This window comes from Verrucosispora sp. ts21 (assembly GCF_002879555.1).
Classification (GTDB): Bacteria; Actinomycetota; Actinomycetes; order Mycobacteriales; family Micromonosporaceae; genus Micromonospora; species Micromonospora gifhornensis.
Window position 1 is genome coordinate 13,506 of the sequence record NZ_PNOZ01000076.1, and the last position, 13,941, is coordinate 27,446.

Annotated in this window: 12 protein-coding genes; 7 read left to right on the forward strand and 5 right to left on the reverse strand. The window is 71.3% G+C overall.

The window, feature by feature from the left end:
• Window positions 1–19 precede the first annotated feature (19 nt).
• Both C1A38_RS25100 and C1A38_RS25105 read left to right on the forward strand, forming a co-directional pair.
• Window positions 20–460 carry a SufE family protein gene (locus C1A38_RS25100; RefSeq protein WP_013730729.1) on the forward strand — a complete coding sequence of 147 codons (441 nt, stop codon included), beginning with the start codon at window positions 20–22 and terminating at the stop codon, window positions 458–460.
• A gap of 8 nt (window positions 461–468) precedes the next feature.
• Window positions 469–1,104, forward strand: coding sequence for a DsbA family oxidoreductase (locus C1A38_RS25105; RefSeq protein ID WP_102660179.1), 636 nt, complete (start codon window positions 469–471; stop codon window positions 1,102–1,104).
• Between the two features lie 47 nt (window positions 1,105–1,151).
• On the opposite strand, the gene C1A38_RS25110 is transcribed toward C1A38_RS25105, so the two are convergent.
• The 3 genes from C1A38_RS25110 to C1A38_RS25120 form a co-directional block, all read right to left on the reverse strand.
• Window positions 1,152–1,700, reverse strand: coding sequence for a YbaK/EbsC family protein (locus C1A38_RS25110; protein ID WP_102660180.1), 549 nt, complete (start codon window positions 1,698–1,700; stop codon window positions 1,152–1,154).
• Between the two features lie 82 nt (window positions 1,701–1,782).
• Window positions 1,783–1,980, reverse strand: coding sequence for a hypothetical protein (locus tag C1A38_RS25115; RefSeq protein ID WP_102660181.1), 198 nt, complete (start codon window positions 1,978–1,980; stop codon window positions 1,783–1,785).
• A gap of 75 nt (window positions 1,981–2,055) precedes the next feature.
• Complete coding sequence (locus tag C1A38_RS25120; protein WP_233197007.1) at window positions 2,056–2,691, reverse strand: GAP family protein; 636 nt, start codon at window positions 2,689–2,691, stop codon at window positions 2,056–2,058.
• A 252-nt stretch (window positions 2,692–2,943) separates the two neighbouring features.
• Between C1A38_RS25120 and C1A38_RS25125 the strand changes: the two genes are divergently transcribed.
• Window positions 2,944–7,425, forward strand: a complete 4,482-nt coding sequence (locus C1A38_RS25125; protein ID WP_102660183.1) for a cation-translocating P-type ATPase — start codon at window positions 2,944–2,946, stop codon at window positions 7,423–7,425.
• 76 nt (window positions 7,426–7,501) lie between these two features.
• On the opposite strand, the gene C1A38_RS25130 is transcribed toward C1A38_RS25125, so the two are convergent.
• Window positions 7,502–8,266 carry a class I SAM-dependent methyltransferase gene (locus C1A38_RS25130; protein ID WP_102660184.1) on the reverse strand — a complete coding sequence of 255 codons (765 nt, stop codon included), beginning with the start codon at window positions 8,264–8,266 and terminating at the stop codon, window positions 7,502–7,504.
• 92 nt (window positions 8,267–8,358) lie between these two features.
• On the opposite strand from C1A38_RS25130, the gene C1A38_RS25135 reads away from it, so the two are divergent.
• Together C1A38_RS25135 and C1A38_RS25140 are read left to right on the forward strand one after the other, a co-directional pair.
• Entirely contained in the window at window positions 8,359–9,273 is a 915-nt protein-coding gene (locus C1A38_RS25135; protein WP_233197008.1) for a MerR family transcriptional regulator, read from the forward strand.
• 59 nt (window positions 9,274–9,332) lie between these two features.
• Window positions 9,333–10,079 carry an MIP/aquaporin family protein gene (locus tag C1A38_RS25140; RefSeq protein WP_102660185.1) on the forward strand — a complete coding sequence of 249 codons (747 nt, stop codon included), beginning with the start codon at window positions 9,333–9,335 and terminating at the stop codon, window positions 10,077–10,079.
• A 30-nt stretch (window positions 10,080–10,109) separates the two neighbouring features.
• Here C1A38_RS25140 and C1A38_RS25145 read toward each other — a convergent pair whose 3' ends face one another.
• On the reverse strand, window positions 10,110–10,499 hold the full coding sequence (locus C1A38_RS25145) for a rhodanese-like domain-containing protein (RefSeq protein ID WP_102660186.1): 390 nt from the start codon (window positions 10,497–10,499) through the stop codon (window positions 10,110–10,112).
• Window positions 10,500–10,709: 210 nt separating this feature from the next.
• On the opposite strand from C1A38_RS25145, the gene C1A38_RS25150 reads away from it, so the two are divergent.
• Both C1A38_RS25150 and C1A38_RS25155 read left to right on the forward strand, forming a co-directional pair.
• Window positions 10,710–13,118, forward strand: coding sequence for an ATP-binding protein (locus C1A38_RS25150; protein ID WP_158244941.1), 2,409 nt, complete (start codon window positions 10,710–10,712; stop codon window positions 13,116–13,118).
• Window positions 13,119–13,317: 199 nt separating this feature from the next.
• Window positions 13,318–13,695 (forward strand): carboxymuconolactone decarboxylase family protein, encoded by a 378-nt coding sequence (locus tag C1A38_RS25155; protein ID WP_102660188.1) that lies wholly within the window; start codon window positions 13,318–13,320, stop codon window positions 13,693–13,695.
• Window positions 13,696–13,941: the final 246 nt, after the last annotated feature.

The window sequence follows — 13,941 nt, forward strand, 5'->3', positions numbered from 1 at the left end:
ACGCCGGTAGCCTGGCGGGATGCCCGAGATGCCGAGCAAGCTGGCCGAGATCGTGGACGAGTTCGCCGCCGCCCCGCGTGACGTGGTGCTGGAGATGCTGCTGGAGTACTCCGACGCGGTGCCGCCGCTGCCCGCCGGGCAGGAGGGCCACGAGGGCATGGAGCAGGTGCCGGAGTGCCAGACGTCGTTCTTCCTGCGCGCCGAGGTGACGCCCGAGGGCACGGTGCGCACCCTGTTCGACTGCCCGCCGGAGGCGCCGACCACGCGGGCGTTCGCCGGCATCCTCGCCGAAGGGCTGGCCGGGGCCAGCCCTGAGCAGGTGCTCGCCGTGCCGGACGACCTGTATCAGCGGATGGGTCTCGCGCAGGCGATCAGTCCGCTGCGGGTGCGTGGCGGCACCGCCATCCTGGGTCGGCTCAAGCGGCAGGTGCGGGAACAGATCGCCGGGTCGGCGAGTTGACGCCGGTTATGGAGATCGACATCTACGCCGACGTGGTCTGCCCCTGGTGCTGGATCGGCCGGCGGCGACTCGACCTGGCCCTGGCCTCGTACGACGGCAAGGTCACCGTCCGGCAGCGCCCCTTCCAGCTCGACCCGACGCCGGTGACCGAGCCCCGGCCGCTGTTGACGGCGCTGGCCGAGAAGTTCGGCGGGCCGAATCGCGTCGGTCCGATGGTCTCCCAGGTCACCGAGATCGGTGCAACCATCGGGCTGGATTTCCACTTCGAGCGGGCGATCGCGGCAAACACCTTCGACGCGCACCGGCTGATCGGCTGGGCCGACGAGCGGGGTCACGGCGCTGAGATGGTCGAGGCGCTGCACCGCGCCCACTTCACCGACGGCGTCGACATCGGTTCCGCGGAGGTGCTCGCCGCCGTCGCCGCCGAGGTCGGCCTGGACGGCGCCGAGGCCCGCCGGTTCCTCGACTCCGAGGCGGGAGTCGCCGAACTCACCGACGAACTGGCCGCCGCCCACCAGATCGGGGTGACAAGCGTGCCCACCTTCGTGCTCGCCGGCAAGTACGTGGTCGCGGGCGCTCAGGAGCCGGCCACGCTGCTGGCCGCCCTCGCCGAGGTGGAGCGACGCGAGGCCGCCGACGGCTGAGCCGTCGGCGATGTTTCACGTGCAACAACATCGACGGCGATCAGCAGCTAGGCCGGCTTGGCCAGGTCCTCCACCACCCGCGCGTTCGGCAGGGCGGCCAACGCCGCCCCGGGCAGCGCGATCTTGCTGTGCCGTACGCCCGATCCGACTATGACGTACGGGGTGGCGACCACGCGCGCGTCGATCAGGATCGGCCACTGCGCCGGCAGACCGATCGGGGTGATCCCGCCGTACTCCATGCCGGTCAACTCGACCGCGTCGGTCATCGGCGCGAAGCTGGCCTTGCGGACGTCCAGGGCCCGCCGGGCCACCCCGTTGACGTCGGCCCGGGTGGTGGCGAGCACCAGGCAGGCCGCGTAGCGGATCACGCCCTCACGCTTGCCGGCGACCACCACGCAGTTCGCCGACTCGTCCAGCCCCACCTCGTACGCGGCGCAGAACTCGGCGGTGTCGGCGAGGTCGGCATCGATCGGCGCGACAAGCACCGAGTCGACCTCCACCGAGGCGTCGGTCGGCCAGGCGGCGAGCGCGGCGGCCACCGGCGCGGCAAGCAGGTCGGGGCGGGTACGGGCAGGCTCGGTCTTCAACGTTCCCATCACAGCTGAGATCGTCGCATCCGCCGCAGGTCACACCGCAGGCAGCCGACCGAATCACCCGAGCCGGACCGCGGCCGAGCCGTCAGCCGTTGTTGCTGAGGAAGCCGTGCTTCTGAAGCAGCGCCCGGTCCCGGGCCGCGGCCATCTCCTCCGCCCGTTGGGCCTGCACGCGCCGCATCTCGACGTCCTCAAGGGCATGCCGGACGGCGAGCCGGATCACCCCGTACAGGAAGATGAACCCGCAGACGTACAGGATGCTTGTGGTGACGAACGTGAGCATGATTCGACCCTAGGGCGGGCGTACGGCGACACGTGTCGTCTCCGGCACCGTCCCTCATTCGGGTGAACGTCCGACTCACCGCACCAGGTCGACAACGGTGATCGCGAAGAAGATCGCGATCACCGCCTCGCTGACGATCCACGAGTGGGTGTCCGCCCACTTCCTGATCCTGGGCAGCACCACCTCGGCCCGGTGCCCGAGCAGCAGCAGAGCCAGCAACGGCAGGGCCAGCAGGGTCAAGGTGAGCAGCACGAACGGCAGCAGATGCCACCAGGCCTCATCACGTCGTGCCGCGGCGGCCCCGACCGCGATCATCGTCAGGCCGTCGGTCGGATTCGCCAGGAAGAGCAGCACGCCGACCCGGAACGCGTACCCGGGGCTGGCGTGTTGGAGCCGACCCATCCAGCCGGGCGGTCCATGGTGGCGAAGCAGGTAGACCACGACCGCCAGCACCACCAGCAGCCCGAGGACGAGCCAGTCGATGTTCCGCTCCACGGCACCACGTTCACTGCCGGTCGACAACCGGATCCGGAACAGCCGCAGCGCCGACCAGGCGAGCGTCGTACCGCCACCCACCACGATCGCCGCACCCGCCAGGTAGCCCAGCGACACGGCCTGCGGCCGGTCGGAGGAGGCGAAGAAGACCGCCGCCACCAACTGGGTGCCGGCGACCATGACCACCGCCAGCGGCAGCAGCGTCAGGAAAGCCATCGGCAGCCGATCACCGCCGGACACGACCGGCCCGCACTCATCCCGACCCTCCCCACACCCCGCCGTCATCCGGCATTCCACCCACCGAACCGGCTCAGGCCCACCCGAACGGGAAAACTTCCCCCACCCGGACGGGCATAACGGACGCCCCGCCGGGAAGCCAGGCCGCCGGGCACGACCGGTAGGAGGCGAGATGCGGTACGGCAGAAGCAGCGGGAAGCTGACCAGGCACCCGATCCGTGCCACGCGTCGATGACGTCCCTCGGCGGCCTCGTCCGCCGCCTCCGGCCACCTGTCGACGTGCCGCTGGTGAACGATGTCGCCCGCGACGCCGGCGCAGCCGTCACCCGGCTGGCCCGCACGATCGGGCTCAGCAGCCGCCGGGTCTGGTCCCGGCCGGGACGCCACCACATCGAGGTGCACGGCGTCTGCCAGGACGGCGGCGACGTCCTCGCCCGCCAGGTCGAAACGGCGCTGCAACGAATGCCCGGCGTGCAATGGGCCCGCGTCAACGCCCCCTCGGGCCGGGTCATCGTCGCCGTCGACACACCCGGACCGAAGGTCCGCGAACTCATCGCCACCATCGCCCGCACCGAACGCACCTGCCCGCACGAACCCGACCCGGACATCCCCCCGCCGCAACCACCCGAGGAAGGGCCACGAACCGCCCGTACGCTCGGCGCGCTCGCCTCCGACGCCCTCGGTCTGACCATCTCCGCGGCCACCCGCATCCTGCCCATCACGCCGATCCCCGCCGAGGTCGCCGGCCTGCTCGGCGCCGTCGACCTGCACCCCAGGCTGCACGCCCTCGCCGGACTCGGCATCCGCAGCGACCCCCGCGCTGACCTGCTGTTCCCGCTCGCCGAGGCGGTGGTGCAGGGCCTCGCCGGTGGCTGGACGGGCATCGTGCTCGACGGGGCGCAGCGGATCGTGCAGTGGGGCGAAGGGCTGGCCCAACTGCGCGCCTGGGAGAAGGCGGAACCTCGACTCACCGGGGAACCGGAACGCGCCGTCGCCCGTACGCCCGACGGTGAGCGGCCCTGCCCGAAGCCGGACAGCACCGTCGACAGGTACAAGACCCGGATGCTCGGCGGCGGGGTGGCGGCCTTCGCCGCGGCGGCACCGGTGATCGGCCCGAAACGCGCCGCCGCGCTGGGCCTGTCCGCGCTGCCGAAGGCACCCGGCAGCGGTCGTGAAGGGTACGGTGCCCAGCTCGGCTGGATCCTCGCCAAGCGCGGCGTCATCGCCATGGACCGAAGCGTGCTCCGCGAACTCGACCGGATCGACACCCTGGTGCTGGACACCCGGGTGCTCGGCACCGACCGGGGCGTACTGGCCGACCTGGCCCCGCTGCCCGGCGCCGACACCTCCCAGGTGGCCGCGCGGGCCTTCGCCCTGTTCGATCCGGACGCTCCGGGCGAGCTACGCCGAAGCGACGGCTGGCAACTCGGCCCCCTCGACCAACTCGACGTGCACGACCCCGGCGACACCGACGACAGCCGCCGGCTGCGCGAACGTGGCGGAAACCTGCTCGGCCTCGCCCAGGGCGGCACCCTGGCGGCCGTGCTCCGGGTCGATCCGGAACCCGCACCGGGCGTCGACAGCCTGCCGGCCGTCGCCCGGCAGGCCGGACTGCGGATCATCGTGGCCGGCGGCGACGCCCAGCGACACGCCTTCGCCGACGCGCTGCTGCCCGGCGAGGACCAGCTGGCCGCATCGATCCGTGTGCTGCAACGCGAAGGCGCCATGGTGATGCTCGTATCCGGCGACCGGGCGGCGCTCGCCGCTGCGGACTGCGGCCTGGGCGTCGCCGAGCCGGAGGCGCTGCCACCGTGGGGTGCGCACCTGCTCATCGGCACCGACCTGCGGATCGCCGCACTGATCATCGAGGCGGCCGGGGTGGCCCGCCGGATGACCGTGCAGAACATGCGCGTCGGCCTGGCCGGTACCGGTCTCGGCGCACTTAGCGCACTCACCGCCGACCGTGCCGTCCTGCCCGTCCGTACCCTCTCCGCGGTCAACGGCGCGGCGGCGCTGGCCTTCGGCCACGGCGTGTGGCGGGCCACCCGGCTCTCCGAGCACGCCGAAACCCCCGCCCCCGCCATCACCGCCTGGCACCTGATGCCGGTGCCGACCGTCCTGCAACAACTCGGCAGCAGCCCCGACGGGCTGACCGACAGCGAGGCCGAACGCCGCCAGGCCAGCAGCCCCGGCGAGGCGGGCGGGCGCGGCGGGCTGCTCCGCGCCTTCGCCGACGAACTGGTCAACCCGCTCACGCCGATCCTGGTCACCGGCGCGGCGCTCTCCGCCAGCTTCGGTTCCCTTGTCGACGCGGCCCTGGTCGGTGGAGTCGTCGGCGGCTCCGCGCTCGTCGGCGCCGTGCACCAGCGCAACACCGAGAAGGCCCTGTCCCAACTGCTGTCCCGCTCAGCGGTGACCGCCCGGGTCCGCCGAGCCGGCACCGAACGGATGGTGCCCGCCGACGACCTCGTACCCGGTGATGTGATCGTGCTCGAATCCGGCGACGCCGTGCCCGCCGACTGCCGGGTGCTGGACTCCGTCGGCCTGGAGGCCGACGAGTCCTCCCTGACCGGCGAGTCGCTGCCGGTCAGCAAGAACGACCAGCCGGTAGTCGCCGCGGCCGTCGCCGAACGACGATCGATGCTCTACGAGGGCACCACGATCGCCGCCGGACAGGGCACCGCCGTGGTGGTGGCCACCGGCGCCGACACCGAAGCCGGCCGCAGCCTCGCCCTGGCCCGGCAGGCACCACCGGCCAGCGGGGTCGAAGCCCGGCTGGGCAACCTGACACGTGCCGCGATCCCCCTGGCCGCCGGTTCGGCGGTGGCGGTGGTCGGTGCCGGGCTGCTGCGCGGCGTACCCCTGGGTCAGACCGCCGCGACCGCCGCGAACCTGGCCGTGGCCTCGGTGCCCGAAGGACTGCCGTTCCTGGTCAGCGCGGCCCAGCTGGCCGCCGCACGACGCCTCGCCGGGCACGGCGCGCTGGTCCGCAACCCGCGCACCATCGAGGCGCTGGGTCGGGTCGACGTGCTCTGCTTCGACAAGACCGGCACCCTCACCGAGGGACATCTGCTGCTCGCCGGCGTCGGCGACGCGGACGGGTACGCCTCGACGGAACAACTCGACGACCGGCTGCGGCGTGCCCTCGCGGCGGCCTTACGCGCCACCCCCACCGCCGACGACCCGGAAGAGTTGTCCATGCAGACCGACCGCGCGGTGCTGCGCGGCGCACGCGCCGCCGGGGTGCACGAACAGGACTCGGCTCCGGGCTGGCGGGCGGCAGGCGGTCTGCCGTTCGAACCCTCCCGCGGCTACCACGCCACCGTCGGCGAAACCCAGGGCCGGATGCTGTTGAGCGTCAAGGGCGCGCCCGAGAAGGTGCTGCCCCGATGCGCCGCCCGCCGGACCGGCGGGCACGACGAGCCGCTCGACGACGCCGGCCGCACCGACCTGCACCGGCAACTCGGCGAACGCGCCGGGGCGGGACACCGCGTCCTCGCCATCGCCGAACGCTTCGTCGACGACCCCGACATCACCGACGACGACGTCGCCGACCTGACCTTCACCGGCTTCCTCACGATCGCCGACGGAGTACGGGACAGCGCCGCACCGGCCGTCCGCCGGATCCGGCAGGCCGGCGTCCACACCATCATGATCACCGGTGACCATCCGGCGACCGCCGAGGCGATCGCCGCCACCATCAGCCATGGCGAAGCCCAGCGCGTCGTCACCGCCACCGAACTCGACGAACTCGACGACGACGCCCTCGCCGACCGGCTCGCCGCGACCGACGTGGTGGCCCGCTGCACCCCGACCCACAAGGTCCGCATCATCCAGGCGTTGCAGAAACGCGGGCGGACCGTGGCGATGACCGGCGACGGCGCCAACGACGCACCCGCCATCCGGCTCGCCGACGTGGGCATCGCCCTCGGCCAACGCGGCACCCCCGCGGCCCGGGCCGCCGCCGACCTGGTCGTCACCGACGACCGGTTGGAAACCATCATCGCCACCCTGGTCGAGGGCCGCGCGATGTGGTCCTCGGTACGTCACGCGCTGAGCATCCTGGTCGGCGGCAACCTAGGCGAGATCGCGTTCAGCGTGCTGACCGCCGCCGCCACCGGGCAGGCCGCCCTCAACGGCCGCCAACTGCTCCTGGTCAACCTGCTCACCGACATGGCCCCCGCAATGGCCATCGCCGTCCGCCCACCCGCCGCCGACCACGCCGACGGCATGCTGCGCGAAGGGCCCGACCGCTCGCTCGGCCAGACCATGACCAAGGAGATCGGACTGCGCGCGGCCGCCACCATGCTGGGCGCGACCGCCGGTTGGACGTTGGCCCGCTACACCGGCCGCCGCCGACGCGCCGGCACCGTCGCCCTGGTCTCCCTGGTCGGTACGCAGCTCGGGCAGACCGTACTGGCCGGCGGCACCAGCCCGACCGTGCTCGCCTCCACCGCCGTGTCGTTCGGCGTGCTGGCCGCGGTGGTGCAGACGCCCGGGGTGAGTCAGTTCTTCGGGTGCACCCCGCTCGGCCCGGTCGGTTGGACGATCGCCACCGGCTCCGCCCTCGGTGCCACCTTCGCCAACGGCGCCATGACCAAGCTGGTGGCCCGGCTACCCCCACTCGACCGCCCGAACACCAACCACGCCGACGCCGACCATGCCGATCACGCTGATCACGGTGACCAGCAGTCGCCGGAGTCGCCATCCTGAGCTCGGTTCGGGCGTGACATCACCTCCACCGCCCGCACCGCCACCCGGTCGCACCGGCCCCGGCCGAGACGGTGGCTCACGGCTGGCCGACTATCAGACGCAGGGAACCGTTGAAGGTCGGCTGGGTGCGCAGGTGCCCGTGTCGCGCTTCCCAGACACCCGAGTCGAGGTCGTCCCGGAGCCGCTCGACGGCACGGGTAGTCGCCGCCTCGTCGACGAAACCCCACGCCGACTGAGCGGCCCGGACCGCCGGGTCGAGGAGACGTTCCGGGCGGGCGTAGTAGGCCTCGGTGAAACCGTCCACACAGTCGACGGGAATCGGCACCTCGATGACACTCACCTCCGTACCGATGGCCTCCGCGATGGTGCTGATCGCCGGATAGCGGCGGCGCTCCACGGCTATCAGCCCCGGGGCGTACTCGGCCAGCCAGAAGCGATCGAGTGCCGCACCGTCGAAGGTGAGCACCACCACCGGGCCCCGCGCGACCCGACGCAGCTCCGCCAGCCCACGGGCGGTGTCCGCCCACTGGTGCACGGTCACGGTCGCCATCACCGCGTCGAACGCGTCATCGTCGAACGGGATGGACTCGGCAGCGGCGTCCAACGCCGGTACCGCCGTCACCGGCCGCTGACCACGCATCCGCGCCGACGGTTCGAGCGCCACCACGTACCGGTCGGTGGGCTCGTAGGAGCCCGCCCCCGCACCCACATTGAGAACGGTCCGGGCATCGCCCAACGCCGCGTGGATCAGCGCCGCGATCCGCGGATCGGGGCGCCGCTGCGCGGCGTACCCCTGGCCTTTTGTCTCGTAGTCGAAGTCACCGACCGGTGTGCCAATCATGCGGGGACGCTAAACCCGCACCTCGGGGTGCGGGTCAAGTCGACTTCGCGGCCTTGACCCGTACCCCAGGGTCCGGGTTTAGCATCGGGGACGTGCGGGTGGGTGAGCTGGCACGTCGGACCGGAACGACCATCCGGGCCCTGCGGTACTACGAGTCCGTCGGGCTGGTCGTACCCCGCCGCCTCGGCAACGGCTACCGCGAGTACGACCCCATCGCGGTCCGCCTGGTCGCCCAGATCCGGGAACTGATGGCGCTCGGCCTCAGCGTCGAGGAGACCCGCCCGTTCGTCGAATCCATCGCCGCCGGCGCCGACGACACCGACGTCTGCGCCGCCGCGCTGGCCACCTATCGGGGCACCGTCACCGCCCTGCAGCAGCGCATCGGCAAACTGACCGCCCAACGCGACGCCCTCAACGCCCGCCTCGACGCCGCAGCCACCCGCGTCGCACCCGGCCAGTCACCCGCCGGCACCGACCCAGCCGACCTGATCGGCAAACCCCTACCCGCGCTGGCCTTCTACGCCACCGACGGCCGGCCCGTCGACCTCGCCGCACTCGGCCCCGGACGCACCATCATCTTCGTCTACCCGCTCACCGGCCGCCCCGGCGTCGACCTGCCGAACAGCCTCCTGGAGGTGGCCGGCGCACTGCGCGACACCGAGCAACCAACCTGGTTCCGCGACCACCACGCCGAACTACGCACCGCCGGTGCCGACCGCGTCTACGGCCTGTCCGCACAATCCACCGGCTACCAGCGCGAACTCGTACACCGGCTGAGACTGCCGTACCCACTGATCCCGGACCCGCGCCTCAGCCTGGCCGCCGCCCTCGGCCTACCCACCTTCACCGCCGGCGACATGACACTGTACGAACGACTCACCCTGGTCATCGCCGACGACGTGATCGAGCACGTCTTCCACCCGATCCACTACCCGGCGTCACACACCCTGGACGTCATGCGCTGGCTCACCAAGAAGCGCCTACCTGCCGCGAGGTCGGGCGGGTGAGCTGGCTGCGGCTGCCGCTTTTGCCCTTTTCGGGCCACTGGTCGTCCTAGTCTGACCCCATGGATGACGTGCGACGGTACGCCGCCGAGTTTCTCGGCACGCTACTGCTGGTCTTCGTCGGGGTGGGCAGCGCGGTCGCCGCCCGCGTCGACGGTGGGGTCGTCGTCGTGGCCCTCGCCTTCGGCTTCGTGATGCTGGCGATGGTCTACACGATCGGCCCGCTCTCCGGCAGTCACGTCAATCCGGCGGTGACACTTGGTGTACTCCTGTCCGGCAAGATCTCGCCCAGCGGCGCGATCGCGTACTGGATCGCCCAGTTCGCCGGCGCCACTGTCGCCAGCGCCGTGATCTGGGGCCTGGTGCGTTGGGGAGACGTGGTGGACCAGACCGGCGCGCTGGGCAGCAACGGGTACGGCAAGCACATCAACGGAGTCGGCGCGGCGGTGCTGGAGACCATCCTGACGTTCCTGTTCGTCCTGGTGGTGCTGGTGGTGACGAGTCGCGCGGAACACGCGGCGTTCGCCGGACTGGCGATCGGCCTGACGCTCGCCGCGGCACACCTGGTGGCCGTGACGCTGACCGGTACCTCGGTGAACCCGGCCCGGTCGTTCGGCCCGGCCCTGTTCGAGGGCGGCACAGCGCTGCGGCAACTCTGGCTGTTCATCGTCTTCCCGCTGCTCGGTGGGGTGCTCGCCGCGCTGGTCGCGCCCCTGATCGTCAAGCGCAACCCGCGCTACCGCGGCGAGCCGGAGGAACCGGCGAGCAAGCCACCGCGCCGACCCCGGAGCGGACCCGAACCGGCCTGACGCTCCGAGTTCGGGCGGCTGGCTACCGGGTCAGCTCTGCTGGAAGGTGACGGGGCGACCCTGCTGCTTCCAGCCCTTGAGGCCGCCGTCGAGGTGAGCAACATCGGTGTACCCGAGGAGCTGCAGGCTCTGCGCCGCGAGGGCGGACCGGCCACCGGATGCGCAGTAGAGGATGGTCCTGGAGTTCGGATCGAACTCGGTACGGTGGTATGCGCTGGAGGGGTCGGCCCAGAACTCCAACATGCCGCGCGGGGCCAGGACAGCCCCCGGGATGGCGCCGTCCCGCGCCACCTCCTCGGGCTCTCGGATGTCGACGAGTCGCACGTCACCGGACTCCAGGTGCTGCGCCACCTCGTCGACCGAGAGGTTCCGCACCTCGCTCTTCGCTTGAGCCACCAGCTGCTGAACAGTGAGGGTCATGCCGTCCTCCTTGTCGATGCCCGCACCCTGACGTGGTGCCGGCCGTGCCCGTTGGTTTCGATCCATTCGAGCGCACCTCGTCGCCTGCTACATCCGTGCTCAGTACGGAAATTCGAACCCGGGTCGGAGGTGGACCCCGGAAAGCCGGTCCCTGATCCTTGGTGAGTGCCCGATGCGGAACAGGTCCCCAGCAGGCTTCGAGCGGCCGGTGTGACGAGGCGCGAGGCCGACGTTCTCCGGCTGGTCGGCGGACGGCTGCAGAACCGGGAGATCGCGGAAGCGCTGCACGTGTCGGAGCGCACCGTGGAGAGCCACGTCTCGTCACTGTTACGCAAGCTCGGGGTGACGCAGCGGCGAATGCTCGTCGATGCCGCCGACGAGTTTGCCGTACGCCGTCGCGGTGTCCTTCGCCAGCCGTTGTCGTCCTTCTTCGGTCGAGAGCAGGAGACGGTTCAGGTCGCCTCACTTGTCCAACGGCATCGGCTCGTCACGCTCACCGGGCCGCCGGGGGTGGGCAAGACCAGGTTGGCCCTTCACGTCGCAGGCACGCTGCCACACCCGGCAACATGGGTTCTGGTCGACCTGGCCAGCACAGCCCCGGACGATCCGGTGACGCGGGTCTTCGCCGACAGCCTGGGGATCGCCGCGGACGAACGCCGACTGCTGTCGCAACTGCGCGACGTGCTCGCACACGGCGATCACTGGTTGCTCGTCGACAACTGCGAGCACGTGGCGGAGTCGACGTCGCGACTGCTGGACGAGTTGCTCGGGACGTGCACCAGCCTGCATGTGCTCGCCACCGGACACACTCCCCTCGGCGTGGCCGGAGAGGCTCTCTACGATGTCGCGCCCCTGCAGCCCTCGGAGGCCGAGCGGCTCTTCGCGGACCGGGCCGCCAAGGCACTCCCCAGCTTCACCCTCGACGACCGGAACTCCGACGACGTCGCGGCGATCTGCCGAAAGCTGGACGGCCTACCGCTGGCCATCGAACTCGCCGCCGCTCGGCTTCGCGCCTTCTCACCCAGTGAGCTGTTCGTGCGCCTGCAGGACCGCTTCGCGCTCCTGGCCGACACCGGCCGAGGCGCGACCGGCCGGCACCGCACCTTGGAGGCCGCGATCCGCTGGAGCTACGAACTGCTCGACGAGGACGAGCGGGTGCTCTTCGAACGGTGCTCGGTGTTTCCCGGCAGCTTCGACTTCGACACCGCTGATGCGGTCGTGTCCGACCCGCCGGCCATCACCCACGACGACGTGGTGCGCGTCTTCCCGCGGCTTCTGGACCGCTCCCTGCTGTCGAGCCGGCGGGACGGGCCGACCACCGAGTACCGCTTGCTGGACAGCATCCGCCACTTCGCCCAGTCCCGCCTGGAGGAGCGTGGCGGTCTGGCCGCTATACGAGAGCGTCATGCCGTCCACCACCTGCAGGGTGGCCCCGCATGGATGGCGGATCTTCAGGGCAGGGACCAGGCCGGAGCCCTGCGCTGGTTCGAGCAGCGGTGGCCCGACATCCGGGCGGCGGTGCACTGGGCGCTCGACACGGGGAACCTGGACGCGGCCTGGACGTTCATCTCCGGGGTCGGCACCGGCTGGGAGATCCTCGGCGCCCGCGGTGAGCTCTTCGACTGGCTGGACCGCCTGCTCGAACATCCGCTGCCCCCCTCCCGCCTCGGCGTGCAGGCCGCCGTGACCGCATCGTTGCTCCGGTGCTACCAGGACACCGGAGCAGCGCTCGAAACAGCCCGGCACGGCGTCGAACTGGCAGCGGGGCCCGCGCTGGGTGAGCACAGCCGGTCCCTGGCCACCATGGCGGTGGGCTGGGCCCTGATGTACGACGGACAAGCCGAGCCGGCTCGCGAGCAGTTCCACCGGGCGGTGGACGAATTCCGTGGCCACGGAGACGACTGGCATCTCGCCTTCAGTCTCGAGGGCCTGGCCCTCGCGGGACGCGATCTCGATGACACCCTCGACCATCTCAGGCAGGCGGCAGACGCGTTCGGGCGGATCGGCGACCTGGTGAAACGCAGCAACTGCCTCATCCAGATGGCCTCCCGATGCATCGACGTGGGCTCCCAACCCGATGACATCGAGACATGGCTGACGGAAGCCCGCGACCTCGCCGAGTCGACCCCGAGCAACCACGAGAGGCTGCACGCGGAGGTCTGCCTGGCACGGCTCGAACAGCTCCGCGGACGTCCCGCAGCAGCCGGCGCAGCCTTCGAGACGCTGCTGCCCGAATTCCGCAGGATCGGCGATCTTCGCTGCCTGAGTCGATGCCTCAACGGAGTGGGCATGGCGGCGCTGCACGCGGGCGCGTACGACGTCGCCGCCGAGAACCTTGCCGACAGCGTACGGATCGCGCAGAGCACCGGAGACAGACGTGAGATCGCACAGGGCCTGCGACTGCTTGCCGAGTGTGCACTCGCAGGCGGCGGCCCCCACCGTGCCGCCCTACTGCTCGGCTGCGCGGAGGGGGTGGCCGGGCAACTCGACCCCGGCCGTCGTCCCGTGCTGGACACCGAACACCTGTTGTCGCTCTTGCGGAACAGCCTCGGCGAGTCGTTCGAGCTGGCGATGTCCCAGGGACGCGCCTCCACCCCAGCAGACCTCCTACCCAGCTGAGGCAGCGCTCGTTGACCTCGGGTCGCCGACCGGTACGGTTCGCGGGAATGACTGGCCCCACCGGACACGAAGTCAATTTGGCAGGACGAAGCCAGTCGCGACCACCGGTTCGCCGGAACGGCCGACCGAACGCCGGGGTGGGCACGATGCTGGAACCGAACGGCAGTCGATCGGCTGACACGTGCGGAGGTGGCAACGCATGCCCGACGATCCCCGATACCAGCATGCCCTCGACACCGCGGAGCGCCTCCTCGGCCAACCGTTGACCCTGCCGCTTGCCGACGGGGAACCCGCGGTCGGTCAGGACTTCCGGCGGCTGGCGACCGAGCACACCTTCGGCGACTCGTGGCCGCGACCCGGCCTGGACCTGCGGAGCCGCTGCCTGATCTCGGTGGCCGTCGCGGCGGCGCTGGGCACCCACGAGCCGCTGCGGGGGCAGTTGCGCATCGCGCTGACGTCCGGCGTGACCAAGGAGGAGATCGTCGAGCTCTTCATCCACCTGGAGGCGTACGCCGGGGCGGCCCGGGCGTTCGACAGCTACCAGGTGGCCACGGCGGTCTTCGGCGAGCACCGCTGACGACGCGCCAGCACCCGTCAACGAGGAGCCGTCCGATCGCGTTCAACCCCTGCGAGGGTGTCCACCTCCCTGCCCAGCGGAAGCAGGCTGGCGGAGTGCAGACCATCTCCCAAGCCGACGTGACGGATCGTCCCCTGCCCGCAGTGCCTGAGTGGCAACAGCGTGAACGGCTTGGCTGTACGGAGGCTGTCCTCGGACCGAGATCAACCAAGGAAAGTGCTGGTGGAGCCCAGGGGACTCGAACCC